Origin of the sequence: Flavobacterium galactosi (genome assembly GCF_048158585.1) — a bacterium.
GTDB classification, from domain to species: Bacteria; Bacteroidota; Bacteroidia; order Flavobacteriales; family Flavobacteriaceae; genus Flavobacterium; species Flavobacterium galactosi.
Genome location: NZ_JBLNKV010000002.1, coordinates 86321 through 105012 on the forward strand (window position 1 = coordinate 86321; position 18692 = coordinate 105012).

At 32.6% G+C, this 18692-nt stretch carries 14 protein-coding genes and 1 pseudogene; all 15 read left to right on the forward strand.

All coding sequences use genetic code 11. The features are described from left to right. The first annotated feature begins 89 nt into the window (after nt 1-89). The 15 genes and pseudogenes from ACM55M_RS04580 (at nt 90) to ACM55M_RS04650 (ending at nt 18672) form a co-directional block, all read left to right on the forward strand. The gene (locus ACM55M_RS04580; protein ID WP_416856374.1) at nt 90-383 is read left to right on the forward strand and encodes a TM2 domain-containing protein; all 294 of its coding nucleotides are present in this window, start codon (nt 90-92) and stop codon (nt 381-383) included. Between the two features lie 21 nt (nt 384-404). After that, nucleotides 405-749, forward strand: a pseudogene (locus tag ACM55M_RS04585) (YkvA family protein); the annotation flags it as partial. Nucleotides 750-808: 59 nt separating this feature from the next. Beyond that, entirely contained in the window at nt 809-1717 is a 909-nt protein-coding gene (locus ACM55M_RS04590; protein ID WP_416856375.1) for a hypothetical protein, read from the forward strand. A gap of 37 nt (nt 1718-1754) precedes the next feature. Beyond that, entirely contained in the window at nt 1755-2405 is a 651-nt protein-coding gene (locus ACM55M_RS04595) for a hypothetical protein (protein ID WP_416856376.1), read from the forward strand. A gap of 169 nt (nt 2406-2574) precedes the next feature. Next, entirely contained in the window at nt 2575-5406 is a 2832-nt protein-coding gene (gene uvrA, locus ACM55M_RS04600) for an excinuclease ABC subunit UvrA (RefSeq protein ID WP_416856377.1), read from the forward strand. A gap of 118 nt (nt 5407-5524) precedes the next feature. Then, nucleotides 5525-6253, forward strand: a complete 729-nt coding sequence (locus ACM55M_RS04605) for an LOG family protein (protein WP_416856378.1) — start codon at nt 5525-5527, stop codon at nt 6251-6253. 189 nt (nt 6254-6442) lie between these two features. Then, nucleotides 6443-9190: a gluzincin family metallopeptidase gene (locus tag ACM55M_RS04610; RefSeq protein ID WP_416856808.1), complete on the forward strand. Its 2748-nt coding sequence runs from the start codon at nt 6443-6445 to the stop codon at nt 9188-9190. A gap of 185 nt (nt 9191-9375) precedes the next feature. After that, nucleotides 9376-11784 (forward strand): alpha-ketoacid dehydrogenase subunit alpha/beta, encoded by a 2409-nt coding sequence (locus tag ACM55M_RS04615; RefSeq protein WP_416856379.1) that lies wholly within the window; start codon nt 9376-9378, stop codon nt 11782-11784. Between the two features lie 131 nt (nt 11785-11915). Then, nucleotides 11916-12179 (forward strand): hypothetical protein, encoded by a 264-nt coding sequence (locus tag ACM55M_RS04620; protein ID WP_416856380.1) that lies wholly within the window; start codon nt 11916-11918, stop codon nt 12177-12179. Between the two features lie 100 nt (nt 12180-12279). After that, nucleotides 12280-12957: a peptidoglycan DD-metalloendopeptidase family protein gene (locus tag ACM55M_RS04625; protein ID WP_416856381.1), complete on the forward strand. Its 678-nt coding sequence runs from the start codon at nt 12280-12282 to the stop codon at nt 12955-12957. 3 nt (nt 12958-12960) lie between these two features. Further along, the gene (locus tag ACM55M_RS04630) at nt 12961-13434 is read left to right on the forward strand and encodes a hypothetical protein (protein ID WP_416856382.1); all 474 of its coding nucleotides are present in this window, start codon (nt 12961-12963) and stop codon (nt 13432-13434) included. Between the two features lie 23 nt (nt 13435-13457). After that, nucleotides 13458-13979, forward strand: coding sequence for a hypothetical protein (locus ACM55M_RS04635; RefSeq protein WP_416856383.1), 522 nt, complete (start codon nt 13458-13460; stop codon nt 13977-13979). Between the two features lie 412 nt (nt 13980-14391). Beyond that, nucleotides 14392-14946, forward strand: a complete 555-nt coding sequence (locus ACM55M_RS04640) for a helix-turn-helix domain-containing protein (protein WP_416849935.1) — start codon at nt 14392-14394, stop codon at nt 14944-14946. A gap of 16 nt (nt 14947-14962) precedes the next feature. Continuing rightward, nucleotides 14963-18235 (forward strand): PAS domain S-box protein, encoded by a 3273-nt coding sequence (locus ACM55M_RS04645; protein WP_416856384.1) that lies wholly within the window; start codon nt 14963-14965, stop codon nt 18233-18235. Further along, the gene (locus ACM55M_RS04650) at nt 18235-18672 is read left to right on the forward strand and encodes a response regulator (RefSeq protein ID WP_416856385.1); all 438 of its coding nucleotides are present in this window, start codon (nt 18235-18237) and stop codon (nt 18670-18672) included. The genes ACM55M_RS04645 and ACM55M_RS04650 overlap by 1 nt, the downstream gene beginning before the upstream one ends. Nucleotides 18673-18692: the final 20 nt, after the last annotated feature.

An 18692-nucleotide genomic window follows, 5' to 3' on the forward strand; every position in this document is an offset into this window, starting at 1 on the left:
GAGGAACAGAAATAATAGTGCTAATTATAATCGGGGGAATAATTTATTTTGCTATTAAACAGAAAACAAACAATACAAATACTGGTGTTGTGAATAAACACTATTTGCAATCGCAAATTAAATCTTCTGGAACCGCTTATCTTTTATGGTTCTTCTTTGGATTTCATTATGCTTATCTTGGTAAATGGGGGCTTCAACTTTTATATTGGTTTACTTTCGGAGGTTTCTTTATCTGGGCAATAATAGATTTGTTTACTCTTTCAGGAAGAGTTGCTAATCATAACGCTTTAATTTTTCAGCAAATTGATGAAATAGAAAAAAGAGACAGAGATGCTGAACAAACTAGAAATTTGGCAATGATTCTTGCTGCAAAAGGAAATTAATAACTTAAACAAATTATAATTATGAACAATGTTGAATCAAGCTTAAAAAAAGTTGAAGAAAATTTTAAAGACTCCAAAAAGGAAGCCGAAAAGCTTATTGATGATAAAGAAAAAACTAATAAAAAACTTGATGAAGCTTTTAAAAAAGCATCTGCAAACAAAGGAAAATTAGAAGAAGTTTGGAATTATTTGCAACTTTTCTTTTCAATTTCAAGGGATTACATAAATGGAAATTATAGAGAGGTACCAAAAGGTTCAATTATTGCAATAATTGGTGCTTTAATCTATTTTTTATCCCCAATAGATTTAATACCTGACTTTATACCAGTAATTGGCTATATAGATGACATTTTTGTTTTAGGGTTAGTTTTTAGTCAAGTAAAATCAGATTTAGAAGAATATGAAATATGGAAAAATGTATAATTATGAGAAAAATATTTTTCACACTATTCATAAGTTTATTATCAACAACAACTTTCTATAGCCAAAAGAAGCCAACTAAAACTATTCAACAACAAGCGAATGAATACAAGATTTGGTTTGAAAAACTAAATGTATATCAAAAAAGAGATGCTGCAAGAAATCTTGTTCTGAAATTGAATAATATGCCTCCAGAATATAAAGGTATTTGGCTGGCAGTTTTAAAGGATACGGATGAGAAAACTAAGCCTACTTCTATGTCATTAGAAAATATTGAAAAGGGTATAATTAAAATTACTAAAATTAATATCGAAGCTCATTTTTTTGATCCAAAACAAGATTCATTAGTATCAATCAAAATTATTGAAAAAATAAGTAATAAGGATTGGGCTTTAAAGGAAAATACGGTTATTCAAAAAAAAATAGATTCCATAACAATAGTTTTGTCGGAATTCAAAAAAGAACGATTGAATTTGAAGAAATCAATCCCAGAGAATTTTGTTTACGAAGAAACTAAAAATGACACTTTATACAATGCTTATTTCAGAATTAAAGAATTAGAAAGGAAAATACCTAGTCTTACAACTGAATTAGTTCATTATCCAGACGATTTTTTAAAAGGAATTTCTGATGATTATCACAAAATAAATTGGGATGATGAAAAACCGTATAAATTTTTAGTTGAAGTTATATCATTCCCTAATGATGGTTTAGATAATATTCCAGAAGCACATTATTTTGTTGGAAATTATAAGCAAGGAAAAGAATTTTCGATTGATATGAATCAATATGGTAGTCGAATGATGCCTTCTCAGGATTTGGATATCAATTTAATAGAAAAAGATTATCGCGATAATGAAAAATTATCTGCAAAACAAGTGGCATACAAGCATTTTTATACGTATTACGATTAAAAATGTAAAAAATACTAATCATGTATCAATATAAAATATGAAAAAAACGTTACTTTTTTTAATCTTGGGATTAAGCTTAACTACTTACTCCCAAGACATCGAAAAAATGGATAAAAAAGAATTGAGAATTGCTTTAAAAAATAGTAATGCGAGTAAGGATTCTGTGATTTCAATTAACAGTAATAAAGACAAAGAAATAGCTATACTAAATCAAAATCTAATTGCTACTAAAGATTCAATAAAAACTCAAAAAGTAAAAATCACTTCACTTCTATCCTTGAAAAAACAAAGTTACGAAAATTCTAAAATGTTGACTGAAAAAATTATTATGTTAAAAGATTCAATAGTTTTTTTGAATACATCAATTCCTTTTATAAATACAGCCATCGATTTTGAAAAAGAAACATCCGTTGAAGATGGATGTTCGTGTTCTTTTGCAGAATCTAAGCAAAAATACGATAACGGAGAAACATTATATATCTCAGATTTAGGTAATAATTGCACTATTTCAATAAATAACAAAAACATACATTTAAAAAATAGCACTCCAGATATAATTGAAGAAGCAAAATTTTCAAATATTGTTTACATTCACAAAAAGAAAGTTGTTAAATCAAATGATGAGTATGAAACTACTTGGTTTACAGCAGAAATGGTTGTTAAAAATAAAAAAAATGGAAAAAAATAATTAAAAACGTTTATGGTAGCTGTGGCTGTTAATTTAATCATAATCATTGAAAACATTAAAAACGCTAACCAAAATTAGCGTTTTTTTATATCCTAATTTAACATAAACTTCTAAACTGTTCTATCGAAAGAATAAATCAAAATGGTAACTTTGCTTTTTTGCAAAAATTATGCTAGACAAAGACAATACCATTGAAGTTCAAGGCGCTCGCGTTCACAATCTTAAAAATATAGATGTTTCCATTCCTCGTGAAAAACTGGTCGTAATTACCGGGCTTTCGGGTTCCGGGAAATCCTCTTTAGCTTTCGACACTATTTATGCCGAAGGGCAACGCCGCTATGTAGAAACTTTTTCTGCTTATGCGCGTCAATTTCTGGGTGGACTGGAACGTCCCGATGTAGATAAAATCGACGGGCTTTCGCCAGTAATTGCTATTGAACAAAAAACCACCAGTAAAAGTCCGCGTTCCACCGTGGGAACTATCACTGAGATTTATGACTTCCTGCGTTTGTTGTATGCCCGGGGTGCCGATGCATACAGTTACAATACAGGCGAAAAAATGGTGAGTTATAATGATGAGCAAATCAAAGATTTGATTATTCAGGATTTTACCGGAAAACGAATCAATATTTTGGCTCCGGTTATTCGGGCTCGAAAAGGCCATTATGCCGAACTTTTCCAGCAAATTGCCAAGCAAGGTTTTCTTAAAGTTCGTGTGAATAGCGATATCCTGGATATTACTTTAGGTATGAAATTAGACCGTTATAAAACACACGATATCGAAATTGTTGTCGATCGAATGGTGATCGATGATACTCCCGAAAATGAAAAACGATTAACTGAAAGCATCAATACGGCCATGCATCATGGGGAGAATGTATTAATGGTTTTGGACCAAGATTCTAATGAAGTCCGTTTTTTTAGCAGGAATTTGATGTGTCCAACCACCGGAATTTCATACCAGAATCCAGAACCAAATTTATTCTCTTTCAATTCCCCAAAAGGTGCTTGTGATCATTGCAACGGCTTAGGAACGGTAAACGAGATCAATACTAAAAAGATTATTCCAAACCCGAAATTATCCATAAAAAATGGTGGTTTTGCCCCTTTGGGAGAATACAAATCCTCTTGGATTTTTAAGCAATTGGAAATTATAGGAGAAAAATATGGTTTCAAATTGACGGATACCATGGAAACCATTCCCGAGGAAGCGATGGAAATGATTTTGAATGGCGGAAAAGAAAAATTCACCATCAACTCCAAAGACTTAGGCGTTGCAAGAGAATATAAAATTGATTTTGAAGGGATTTCGCATTTCATAAAAAATCAACATGACGAAAGTGGTTCAACATCTATAAAACGTTGGGCAAAGGAGTTTATGGACGAAATAAAATGTCCGGTTTGTGATGGTTCCCGTTTGAAAAAAGAAGCGCTATTCTTTAAAATCAACGAAAAAAATATTACCGAATTGTGCGATATGGATATTTCGGATTTGACCGCTTGGTTTTATGACTTAGACAGCCATTTATCTGACAAACAAAAACGTATCGCCACTGAAGTAATCAAAGAGATTAAGGATCGATTGAACTTTTTGATGAATGTAGGTTTGGATTATTTGGCCTTAAGCCGAAGTTCCAAATCACTTTCGGGAGGTGAAGCACAACGAATCCGTTTGGCTACTCAAATTGGTTCTCAACTGGTTGGTGTTTTATATATTCTGGATGAACCCAGTATTGGTTTACACCAAAGAGACAATGACAAATTGATTCATTCGCTGGAACAATTACGCGATATTGGGAATTCGGTAATTGTGGTGGAACACGATAAAGACATGATTGAACGTGCCGATTATGTGATTGATATTGGACCAAAAGCAGGAAAATATGGCGGTGAAATTATCAGTAAAGGAACGCCTGCCGAAATCTTGAAACATCATACCATAACGGCTATGTACATGAACGGCGAAATGAAAATTGAAGTTCCGGCAAAACGTCGGGAGGGAAATGGAAAATTCCTGAAACTGACCGGAGCAACAGGAAACAACCTGAAAAATGTTTCAATAGAATTGCCTTTGGGCAAAATGATTTGCGTGACCGGAGTTTCGGGAAGTGGAAAATCAACGTTGATTAATGAGACCCTCTACCCTATTTTGAACGCCTATTATTTCAATGGTGTCAAAAAACCAAAACCGTACAAAAAAATTGAAGGATTGGAACATATCGATAAAGTCATTGATATTGACCAAAGTCCTATTGGTAGAACGCCAAGAAGTAATCCGGCAACGTACACCGAAGTTTTTACCGAAATCAGAAATCTGTTTACAATGACATCTGAAAGTATGATTCGGGGATATAAAGCAGGCCGATTTAGCTTTAATGTGAAAGGCGGACGTTGCGAAACCTGCGAAGGTTCGGGCGTGCGAACGATTGAGATGAACTTCCTGCCTGATGTTTATGTAGAATGTGAAACCTGCCAAGGGAAGCGTTTCAACCGAGAAACATTGGAAATTCGATTCAAAGGAAAGTCCATTTCGGATGTGTTGAATATGACAGTGGATGAAGCGGTTCCGTTTTTTGAAATGATCCCGAAGATTTATAGAAAAGTAAAAACCATTCAGGATGTTGGTTTGGGTTACATTACGCTTGGCCAACAAAGTACCACGCTTTCCGGTGGTGAAGCACAACGCATCAAACTGGCTGGAGAATTATCTAAAAAAGATACCGGAAACACCTTCTATATTCTGGACGAACCTACAACCGGATTGCATTTTGAAGACATCAGAGTGTTGATGGAGGTAATCAATAAACTGGTAGATAAAGGGAATACGATATTGATTATTGAGCACAATATGGATGTAATTAAACTAGCTGATTATATTATAGATATTGGTCCCGAAGGTGGAAAAGGCGGCGGACAACTTATTGCAAAAGGAACTCCGGAAGAAATTATAAAAATTAAGAAGAGTTATACCGCGCAGTTTTTGAAAAAAGAGTTACTTTAGTATTTGGGAGCCCTAGCCCTGATGGAAGCGGCATCCTTTTTCTGGCTCTTTTAGCAAGAAAAAGATACAGCGGACAGCAGGAAACAGCTCCAAAAAAATAAGTTTTAAAATAGAGCATATGAGATTAGAAGATTTTGATAATGACGAAGATAAAGTAATTCAAGACCGACTGAAAAGAAAGACTTGGAACGAAATAAGAACCAATGACAGTTGGGCGATTTTTAAAATCATGGCCGAATTTGTGAATGGTTATGAAAGCATGGGCCGCATAGGTCCGTGTGTGACAATTTTTGGCTCAGCTAGGACAAAACCGGAAGACAAATATTATTTGCTTGCCGAAAAAATTGCCTATAAAATCAGTAAAGCCGGTTATGGCGTGATTACAGGCGGTGGTCCGGGAATTATGGAAGCGGGAAATAAAGGGGCGCATCTTGGCGGAGGAACCTCTGTGGGATTGAATATAGTATTGCCCTTTGAACAGCATTATAATCCTTATATTGATGGGGATAAAAACTTAAATTTTGATTATTTCTTTGTTCGAAAAGTGATGTTTGTGAAATATTCCCAGGGATTTGTGGTGATGCCGGGAGGTTTTGGAACCATGGATGAATTGTTTGAAGCGATGACTTTAATTCAGACGAAAAAGATTGCAAAATTTCCAATAATATTGGTTGGAACTTCCTTTTGGGCCGGATTGATTGAATGGATAAAAACGGTTTTAATAGAAAAAGAAGGTACAGTAAGTGCCGAAGATATGAATTTATTTAAAATTGTAGATACAGAAGATGAAGTCGTTGAAGTCTTAGATAAATTCTATAAAAAATATGATTTAACTCCAAATTTTTGATTGAAAAGCTGTCTAACCAACAGCTTTTTTTATATTTTATCAGATTTTATTCCATTTTTATCCAATAACTAAGTATATTTATTTTTTTAATAAATTGAGCCTCAAAAGTTGAAATCATTCTACAAAATTGCCATTTATACTCTTGTTTTATTGATTTCAGTAAAACAATATGCACAACATCATTCCAAAATGATTGTTGAGTTGAATCCAGCGGCCAAAACATTGAATATTCAGCAAGAAATCATTTTTTTCAACCAATCAAGTGACACATTGACTTCTATAGTCTTGAACGATTGGAACAATTCGTATTATGATAAAAATACTCCTTTGGCGAAACGTTTTTCGGATGAATTTTACAGAGGTTTTCATTTGGCTAAAGAAGAAGAACGAGGAAGCACGAATAATTTAACCATTATTGATGCGAATCAATTATTCGTTTCATGGGAAAGAACAGAGAAAAATCCTGATTATATTGAAGTTAAATTAAGACAGAAACTACTTCCAAATCAAAAAACTACTTTACATCTCACTTATATTACAAAAATACCAAGTGATAAATTCACCAAATACGGATTTAATGATAAGGGCGAAATGAATCTTAAAAACTGGTTCCTTACTCCTGCCCGTTATGAAAACCATGATTTTATTCGAAATAGCAATAACAATTTAGATGATATTGCTAATGCGGTTTCCAGTTATGATATAGACCTGAAAGTACCTGAATATTTAGCTATCACATCTGATTTAAATAGTAGTTTACCAAACAAAGCCGGAAATTTTTCCAACTATAAATTGTATGGAGACAACCGAACTGATTTTAGCCTTTTTGTAGAACCTAAATCCAGTTTCATCATTTTTAAAAACAATACAACCGAAGCACTCACTAATCTCAAAGAAAATAAAATAAGTGCCATTCAAAAAGCAGTTATTGTAGATCGTGTGATGGATTATGTGAATACGCTTGTTGGGAAATATCCCCATGAAAAAATAATAGTTTCTCAAACTGATTATGAAAGAAATCCATTTTATGGGTTAAACCAATTGCCTTCTTTTTTAAGTCCATTTTCGGACGAGTTTATTTTCGAGATTAAATTTTTGAAAACCTATTTGAATTCCTATTTAAAGACTAGTTTGTGTTTAGATCCTCGAAAAGACAACTGGATTTATGATGGGATTCAAGTGTATGCCATGATGAAATATATTGATGAAAACCATCCAGATGCTAAAATGTTTGGTAGCGTCTCTAAACTTCGATTATTGAAAAGCTATAATTTAACCAATTTAAGTTTTAATGAGCAATACAGCTATTTTTATATGCTTATGGCCAGAAAGAACTTGGACCAGCCACTTGGTGATCCAAAAAATAGTTTAATAAAATTCAACGAACAAATTGCCAGTAAATACCGCGCCGGATTAAGTTTTAGATATCTGGACGATTATCTGGAGCATGATGAACTAAACAGTAGCATTCGTCAATTCTATGTTGAAAACAAGGAAAAACAAGTTTCAAGAACTGATTTTGAAACGATACTAAAATCAAATGCTGATAAAGATATCAACTGGTTTTTTAAAACCATAATTGGTTCTCGTGAAATAATTGATTATAAATTTATTGACGTCTCAAAAACCAAAGACAGCATTACTTTTTCAGTAAAAAACAAAACCAATGTTCTGGTTCCGGTTCCTGTTTATGGTATAAAAAAAGGAGAAATAGTTTTTAAAAAATGGCTTGATGCCAATGAAACGGACAGCACTTTTACCATTGAAAGAAAAAATGCCGATAAAATCGTTTTGAATTACAATAATGAAGTTCCAGAATACAATTTAAGAAATAACTGGAAAAAATTAGAGGGTTTTTTTCCGAATAATCGTCCTGTAAAATTTGTCTTTATGAAGGATTTAGAAGATCCGTATTATAATCAAGTCCTTTATGTTCCAACGCTTACCTACAATTATTATGATGGACTGAGTCCGGGATTAAGGCTTCATAACAAAACTATTTTGGACAAACCTTTTATATTTGATATCAATCCCGCTTATTCTACAAAAACGGATAATTTGTCTGGTTCCGCAGCTTTTTCAGCAAATCAAAATTATAGAAACGGCACGCTTTATAACGTGAGATATTCTGTATCTGGCTCCTATTTTCATTATGCGCCGGATGCATCCTATCTTAGAATAAATCCTATGGTTCAATTGCGAATCCGGGAAGAAAACTTTAGAGACAATAGAAAACAGCTTATAATGCTTCGTCAAGTATTGGTGAATAGAGAAAAGAGTGCTTTTGTTATTGATAATTCGGCGGAAAATTACTCGGTTTTTGATGCAAAATACTTCAATACAAGAACGGAGGTTACTAATCATTTTAGTTTCATGTCTGATCTACAACTGTCTGGTAAATTTGGGAAAATTGCGAGTGAAATAGAATATCGAAAATTATTTGAAAATAATCTTCAGATTAACTTACGATTGTATGCCGGTAGTTTTTTATACAACTCCACCGCTTCAGATTTTTTTAGTTTTGCATTAGACCGTCCAACCGATTATCTATTTGATTATAATTATTATGGTAGATCCGAAAGTAAAGGTTTATATAGCCAGCAATTTATATTAGCGGAAGGTGGTATCAAATCAAAGTTGGAAACCCCATTTGCCAATCAATGGATTACAACCTTAAACGGAAGTTTTAATATTTGGAATTGGATGGAAGTATATGGCGACATTGGTCTTATTAAAAATAGAGCCCAAAATGCGAGATTCGTATATGATAGTGGAATTCGTCTGAATCTGGTAACGGACTATTTCGAATTGTATTTTCCAATTTATTCCAACAATGGATGGGAAATAGCACAAAATAACTACAACGAAAAAATCCGATTTATAGTTACATTCTCTCCAAAAACATTAATCAATCTTTTTAATCGAAAATGGTTCTAATCTAAGATAAAAACTAGATTAAATTACACTATTCTTTAAAAAATAACTATTTTAGTGCGTATATAAAAATAATACATATGCTAAATTCAAATTGACTACTAATAATTAAATTATATTTCTTTTAAGGAATTATGAAAATAGCTAGTTTTTAATTAAATTTGCAGCACAAAGTTATTCTTTCAATTATGATAAAAGAAAAAATCAATACTACCCTGACATTTGAAGATTTCAAAACTGAAGTATTAAGTGACTATAAAATAGCTACTGTAAGCAGGGAATGCAGCCTGCTGGGACGCAAAGAAGTATTGACAGGAAAGGCTAAATTTGGAATATTTGGTGACGGTAAAGAAGTGCCACAGTTAGCTATGGCAAAAGCTTTTAAAAACGGCGATTTCCGTTCCGGCTATTATCGCGATCAAACTTTTATGATGGCCATTGGTGAATTAACCATACAACAATTTTTTGCAGGTTTATACGGACATACGGATATTGAACAAGAGCCAATGTCTGCAGGAAGACAAATGGGTGGACATTTTGCAACACATAGTTTGAATGAAGATGGATCTTGGAAAGATTTAACCAAACAAAAAAATTCAAGTGCTGACATCTCTCCTACCGCAGCACAAATGCCCCGATTATTAGGATTAGCGCAAGCATCAAAAATATACCGTCAGGTTTCAGGAATTACCAATGCCGCGAATTTTTCGGTAGATGGTAATGAAATTGCTTGGGGAACAATAGGAAATGCAAGTACCTCTGAAGGATTATTCTTTGAGACTATAAATGCGGCCGGGGTTTTACAAGTACCTATGGTCATGAGTGTTTGGGATGATGAGTATGGAATTTCAGTTCATGCAAGACATCAAACAACCAAAGAAAGTATTTCTGAAATTTTAAAAGGATATCAGCGAGAAAATAATACGAATGGTTTCGAAATATTAAAAGTAAAAGGTTGGGATTACGCTGACTTAGTTGCTACTTATGAAAAAGCAGCCACTATTGCTCGTGAAAAACACATTCCGGTTCTCATTCACGTAAACGAATTGACTCAGCCACAAGGACATTCCAGTTCAGGATCGCACGAGAGATATAAAGACTCGAATCGATTGGCATGGGAAAAAGATTTTGATTGCCTTCGTCAAATGAAACTATGGATGATTGCCATCAGTGTTGCCTCTCCAGAAGAAATTGAAGCAATTGATTTACAAGCTAAAAAAGACGTTTTTGAAGCTAAAAAAGCAGCATGGAATGCTTTCATTGAACCCATTGTTGAAGAACAAAAAGAGCTGGTTTCTATATTGCAAAAAATAGCAGAAACAAGTCAAAATAAAGGACGAATACTAAAATTGATTTCTGATTTAAACAGTATAAAATCGCCTTTAAAAAAGGAGATTCTTGTAACTGCTCGAAAAGTACTGCGTTTAATAATGAACGAAACAGGTAAAGAGGAATTGTCTCTTTGGATCACTTCGTACACTAATAAAACCCAACAAAAATTCAGCAGCAACTTATTCTCGGAGACGGATTTAAATGTATTTTCTGTAGAAAAAATTTTACCTGAATATTCAGAAAATGCACAAGAAGATACGGATGGTCGCATGATTTTGCGTGATAACTTTGATGCCATTTTTACAAAATATCCTGAAACATTAATTTTTGGTGAAGATGCCGGGAATATTGGTGATGTAAACCAAGGCTTAGAAGGAATGCAGGAAAAATACGGAGAACTCCGTGTTGCTGATGTTGGAATTCGTGAAGCAACTATAATTGGTCAAGGTATTGGTATGGCATTAAGAGGGTTGCGCCCTATTGCCGAAATTCAATATTTAGATTATTTATTATACGCTATTCAAATCATGAGTGATGATTTAGCAACATTGCGATACCGTACGGTAGGAAAGCAAAAAGCGCCACTTATCATAAGAACACGTGGTCATCGACTGGAAGGAATCTGGCATTCTGGTTCCCCTATGGGAATGATTATAAATGCGATAAGAGGAATTCACGTTTTGGTTCCTAGAAACATGACTCAGGCAGCTGGTTTTTATAACAGTTTATTGGAATGTGATGAGCCTGCATTAGTAATCGAATGTTTGAATGGGTACCGATTAAAAGAAAAAATGCCGTTGAATTATGGTGAATTCAAAACCCCAATTGGAGTTGTGGAAACGTTGAAAGAAGGCACAGATATTACACTAGTTTCTTATGGTTCCACTTTAAGATTAATACAACAAGCAGCCAAAGAATTACTCGAAGTAGGTATTGATTGCGAGATTATCGATTTACAATCTTTATTGCCTTTTGATGTCAAACAAGATGTTGTAAAAAGTATTGCCAAAACAAATCGTCTTTTAGTAATAGACGAAGATGTTCCCGGTGGTGCTTCAGCCTATATTTTACAACAAATTATAGAGCAACAAGATGCTTATAATTATTTAGACAGCAAACCTCAGACTTTAACTGCAAAAGCACACCGAGCTGCTTATGGAACAGACGGTGATTATTTCTCTAAACCCTCTACCGAAGATATATTTGAAAAAGTATATGGAATGATGAATGAAGTAAATCCAGTTAAATATCCAAGTTTGTATTAAAATATAATTATTTACAAATTGAATTCCAATCTAAATAAGGTTGGGATTTTTTTGTTTTAACTAATAGTTTATTTTAAAAATTAAAATAGTAAATTGTGAATTCATATTAAGTAACCCTAATAAAAAATAAGATGAAAAAAGCAACACTATTTCTAGGAATATTATCAATCCTTGCAATTGTTTCCTGCAAGAAAAAAGAAGATAAACCTTTTCCTCCGCAAGTGGAAACTTCAAACGCAACAACAACTTCCACTCCTGTAGTTTCTGGAGAAGTGAAAGATAGTACCTCCATAAAAGTAGGCACTGATGGTGTAAATGTAACAACTAAAGATGGAGCTACTAAAACTAGTGTTAATGTTTCCGGTGGAGAAGCAAAAATTGAGATTAAAAAATAACACTCAATTATTCTCTTAATTAAAAGTTATAATGCCAACATAAATTATTTATGTTGGCATTTTTTATTTTAAATTTAAACTTTAATAAAAAATAATAAAAATGAACGCTTTGGAAACTATTTTAAAAAGCATACAAAATGTCAAAGTGATAGATGATTCTATTGATTATAAAAACTATATATCTTTAGATTTATCAATTTTTAATCATGAATTATTAAAATTAGACATTAGCAATTCAATTAATTTCGAAAAATACATTGAAAATTATTTAACAACAAGCAAAGCCAAAGTCGCTTTTGGAGGATATAATGAAGAACGTAATTTGTACAAAAGGAGTGCCGTTTTTAATGATTCAAAAACGGAAGAAAGAAATATTCACTTAGGATTAGATCTATGGGTAAAAGCAGGGACTCATGTATTAGCTGCGCTTGATGGAACTATTCATAGTTTTAAATACAATGTTGGTCTAGGAGATTATGGTCCAACAATTATTTTAGAACACAAAATAGAAAATCAGATTTTTTACACACTATATGGTCATCTTTCGTTAGAAAGTATTACTGAAATTAAAATTGGGGATTTTGTTGAAAAAGGGCAACAAATAGCGACTTTGGGTAATTTCGTAATTAATGGGGATTATTCACCTCATTTACACTTTCAAATTATAAAAAACATAGGAGATAATTTTGGAGATTATCCGGGAGTTTGCAGTAAAAGTGATTTGGATTATTATTTAGAAAACTGTCCAGATCCGAATTTATTATTAAAAATTACATAAATCATGAAAAAGATAATTCTCATTCTAAGCATCATTTTACTCATTGGTTGTAAATCTAAAAACGTTGTTGCTCCTGTTCCTGAAGAAGCTAAGATAATCAAACTAACATTTTCTGAAGTCAGTGCATCTCAAAAAGATAAAGCTTATGAATTAGGAAAAAGAGTTTTAATGACGTGTAACACTTCCAAGTTTAAACCTTTTAACCAAAGTGAAGCAACAACTTCGGTAATTAAAAATACAACCGAAGAACGATTGACAAAAACTTGCACCAAATTCCGTCAATATTACGGGACTTTTAAAGACTTACAGTTAGTTGAAATCTACAAAAATAATACCGATAAAATTACTGTTTATCGGTATAAAGCATTGTATACAAAGAAAGTTGCCAACAAAGAACTCCGCGTTTCAATCAATCAAGAAAACAAAGTTTCGGCTATTAAATCACTGGATTGGGTAGATGCTTTTCAAAACAAATAACTTTAAGTAATAGAACGAAATTCATGAATCAAAAAGTCCTGCTTTTTTTATTATTTATCGCAACCATTTCTGCAACAAGTCAGGAATTATTGAGTTTTAAAGGTTCCAAATCCTATCGAGCTACGAATTCTTGGAATTTTATTTGTGAAAACTATGCTTTGACTGGAGCTGCAGCTATTCAAATTGCAAAAACAGAAAAAGGAGAAATCCTTAAAATAACCATTGAAACTACAAACCCGGCATTCAATATCGCAGGAATAGTTTATGTTTATCTAACTGACAATATGGTTATTATATGTTCTGACAAAGGAATTCGGGAGAATACAGAAAATCAAATTGTATCGTATTACTCATTTTCTGCTTTAGAAATGAATAAAATAAAAACTACTGATATTCAATCTATTCGTTTTAATATAAAAGGGAATGCCAGTAAATTTAATAGTCAAACAGGCAATTTTACTGCTGTTAATAGAAAAACATACTTTTCGACAACTTCTGATAAAAAAAATTATGCTACGGCAGCAGAAATAACAGCTTTATACTAATAGGAATTCAGACCAAAAACTAATTATCGGAAATAATTCCTCCTGCTTTTCTACCCAAAAGATTCATAATTCAGATAAATCTTGGGCGTCAATTTCTTTGCGATTATTTCAAGAACAGTACTATTTCACAACAGTACTACTTTTATTAAATGCTAAAACAGCTTCTCTTTTTCGGAGTTTATTCGTAAATTTATACTATAAAAAATAGTAACCGAGTGTATCTGTCTTAAAAACAAGCTGCATTTAATTTCTCTTTTTTTTTCAGAACACTCCATTATTAAGAATACATTGAAATTAATAATGTGTGAATTATACAACTTTTTTTGAAAGTTATATAAGTCCTTTTAATTGCTTTTATTCGATTTTTACATAATCTTTTAAAAAAAATAATTTGAAACTATATATCAAATACATGGTAAGTAATCGCTGTAAAATGGCGGTAAAAGAGGAATTAAAAAAACTTGGACTACACTTCATTGTTGTTGATTTAGGCGAAGTTGAAATTATGGAAAATATTTCTATGGATCAACGGGGTAAACTTAAATTGTCACTATTGGATTCGGGACTTGAATTAATGGATGATAAGAAGGCCATGCTTATTGAAAAAATAAAAAATGTGATTATTGAAATGGTCCATCATTCCACTGAAAATATAAAAGTAAATTTTTCTGATTATCTAAGTGAGAAATTAAACCACGATTATACATACTTGTCCAACTTATTTTCGGAAGTGCAAGGAACAACAATCGAGCAATTTATCATCTCCCATAAAACGGAACGAATAAAAGAATTAATTATTTACGGCGAATTGAATATTACTGAAATCGCATGGAAAATGAATTATAGCAGTGTCGCTCATCTCTCCAGTCAGTTTAAAAAAGTTACGGGACTCTCCCCTTCTCATTTTAAACAATTGAAAGATAAAAGACGAAATCCAATTGAAGAAATTGGAAATGTAAATGAATAAATTGTAAAGTACGAGTATGCACAAATCTCAATATAACAGAAATTTAATTGAAGCCAATTTTGGTCCTTTCGTTACTATTAGTTCCGAAGGGAAAATTACTGATGTTAATGAGGCTTCAATAAAATTTACTGGAGTTTCACGAGAAGCATTAATAGGCACTGACTTTTCTGATTATTTTACTGAGGAAAAGAAAGCAAAAAAAGGGTGCCAGCAAGTTTTTGAAAAAGGATTTATTGCAGATTATCCGCTGACGATAAAACATAAAAACGGAAAATTAACCGATGTGTTATATAATGCTTCTGTTTATAAAGATGAAGGAGGAAATGTCCTTGGAATTTTTGCAGCAGCAAGGGATATAACTGCTGAAAAATTAGCTTCTCAATATCCACTAAGTCTGATTGAAGCAAGTCTTGATCCATTGGTTACCATAAATACCGAAGGTAAGGTTACTGATATGAATGAGGCGTTAGTGAATATTACGGGTATCTCCCGAAAAGAACTTACCGGTTCTGATTTCTTCGATTATTTTACCGAAAAACAAAAAGCTTGCAAAGTCTATCAGGAAGTATTTGAAAAAGGCTCTGTAGCTGATTCTCCGCTTACACTTAGACATAAAAATGGAAAATTGACCGATGTATTATTCAACGGTTCCGTTTATAAAGACAATCAGGGAAATGTATTAGGTGTAGTTATTGTTGCAAGAAATATCGCCGGACAAAAATGGGCATTAGATTTACAAATTGCCAATAAAGAGCTTGCTTTTCAAAACAGAGAAAAAGAAAAACGCGCTGCTGAACTAATCATTGCAAATCATGAGTTATTATTTCAAAACAATGAGAAAGAAAAGCGCGCTGCGGAATTAGCAATAGCGAACAAGGAGCTTGCTTTTCAAAACGATGAAAAAGAAAAACGTGCTAACGAATTAATCGTTGCCAACAAAGAGCTTTTATTTCAAAATGATGAAAAAGAAAAACGAGCAGCTGAATTAGCTATTGCTAACAAAGAACTTGCTTTTCAAAACGATGAAAAAGAGAAACGAGCTAACGAATTAATAATTGCCAACAAAGAACTTCTGTTTCAAAATGATGAAAAAGAAAAACGGGCTGCCGAGTTAGTCATTGCCAATAAAGAACTTGCTTTTCAAAACAATGAGAAAGAAAAACGAGCTGACGAATTAATCATTGCCAACAAAGAACTTCTCTTTCAAAATAAAGAAAAAATTAAACGGGAAATTGCAAATAAAGAACTTGAAGAATTAAGCTACGCAGCAAAATTAGCTTCTCAATATTCTCTTAGTTTAATTGAAGCAAGCCTGGATCCTTTGGTCACTATAAATACCAAAGGAAAAATTACCGACATGAATGAGGCTTTGGTAAATATTACAGGTATCAATCGTAAAATATTGATTGGTTCTGACTTTTTTGATTATTTTACTGAACCACAAAAAGCACGTGAGGTTTATCAAGAAGTATTTGCTGAAGGTTCAGTTGCTGATTCTCCACTTACACTTCGCCATAAAGACGGGAAACTAACGGATGTATTGTTCAATGGTTCCGTTTATAAAGATGATAGAGGAAACGTACTTGGTGTAGTGATAGTTGCCAGAGATGTAACGGATCAAAAAAGAATTGCCACTGAATTGGTCGAGGCTAGAGTATTTGCTGAGTTAGCCACCGAAATTGCTGAAGAAGCAAAAATAAATGCTGAAAGTGCCACTATTATAGCTGAGAATGCAGTAAAGGCAAAACAGCAATTTTTATCCAATATGAGTCATGAAATTCGCACCCCGATGAATGCGATTATTGGATTTACAAAAGTAATATTAAAAACAGATTTATCAACGAAACAAAAAGAATATTTAAATGCAATAAAAATGAGTGGTGATGCATTAATCGTGCTCATTAACGACATACTTGATTTAGCAAAAGTAGATGCAGGCAAAATGACATTTGAAAAATCACCTTTCAAAATGCAATCTTCCATTTCAGCTATGCTTCATTTATTTGAAACAAAAATTCAAGAAAAAAACCTACAGTTGGTTACGGAATATGACAATAAAATCCCTAATGTTCTTGTGGGTGATCCGGTTCGTTTGCACCAAATTATTTTAAACTTAGTGAGTAATGCCGTAAAATTTACTACAAAGGGAAAAATTACGGTAGGTGTTCATTTATTACATGAAGATGAAGATGAAGATGAAGTAGTTATCGAATTTGCCATAGCTGATACAGGAATTGGTATTCCCGAGGAAAAAATAGAAACAATATTTGATAATTTTCAACAGGCCTCCAGTGGAACTTCAAGATTATATGGAGGAACAGGATTAGGTCTGGCTATTGTAAAACAATTAGTTGAACCACAAGGAGGCAGTATTCGTGTAAAAAGCAACGTTAATGAGGGTTCCACATTTAGTTTTACCTTAAGTTTCCAAAAAACAAATGCTAATGCTGAATTAGAAAATGAGCTGATGGAATTAGATACCGAAATAAAGAACATAAAAGTGTTAGTGGTTGAAGATATTGCTCTCAATCAATTATTAATGAAAACACTATTGGATGAATTTGGTTTTGATCGTGATATTGCCGAAAACGGGAAAATAGCCATAGAAAAACTAAAAGAAAAGGATTACGATATCATTCTGATGGATTTACAAATGCCAGAAATGAATGGATTTGAAGCCACAGAATACATACGTAAAACAATGAAATCTAAAATCCCAATTATTGCTTTAACTGCTGATGTCACTACTGTTGATTTAGCAAAATGTAAGGCAGTGGGAATGGATGATTACCTTGCAAAACCCATTGATGAAAAACTATTGTATAGTAAGATAGTTGGTATCTTAAAGAAACCAAAACTTGAAAAACTTAGTGCAAAACTTAATGAAAAATTAGAAGAGAAATTGGAAGAAAAAGATAATACTAAGAAAAAAATAAAATGTATTGATCTGGTGTACTTAAATCAAAGAACAAAATCTAATCCAGCTTTAATGATGGAAATGATTTCACTATATTTAGCACAAATCCCACCTTTAATTGACACAATTAAACAAAGTTTAGCAGATCAAAATTGGTGTTTATTAGGTGCCGCGGCACATAAAATGATTCCGTCTTTTTCAATAATGGGAATCAGTCCAAATTTTGAAAACATGGCAAAAAAAATCCAGGAATTTGCAAGTGCACAAGAAAAATCAGAGGAAATACATAACTTGGTTCTCCAACTTGAAGAAGTTTGTTTACAAGCCTGCTACGAATTAGAAGAAGAACTTAACATAATTAAAAACACATAATGATAAAAAACGAAACAAAAATAAAAATTTTCCTGGTAGATGATGATGCCTTATTTTTAAAATCTTTAGAAATTGAATTCATGGAAAATGGGGATTTTGAAATAGAAACCTATCCAACTGGGGAACTCTGTATTGAAAACTTATCTCATAATCCAGATGTAGTAATATTAGACTATCAACTTGATGGTATTGTAGAAAATGCCATGAACGGTCTTGAAACTTTGGATAAAATAAAAGAATTCAATCCACAAATTCCAGTAGTAATGTTATCTTCGCAAGATAAAATTGAAGTGGCCATAAACTGTATGCATCACAAGGCATTTGATTACGTTGTGAAAAGTGAAACTGCATTTGTTCGCCTGCAAAAAATAATCACTACCATTTTTAAATACCAAAAAATGGAAAAAGAATTAAGTTGGTATATGGATCGCATGTAATCCATTTACATAATTACTTT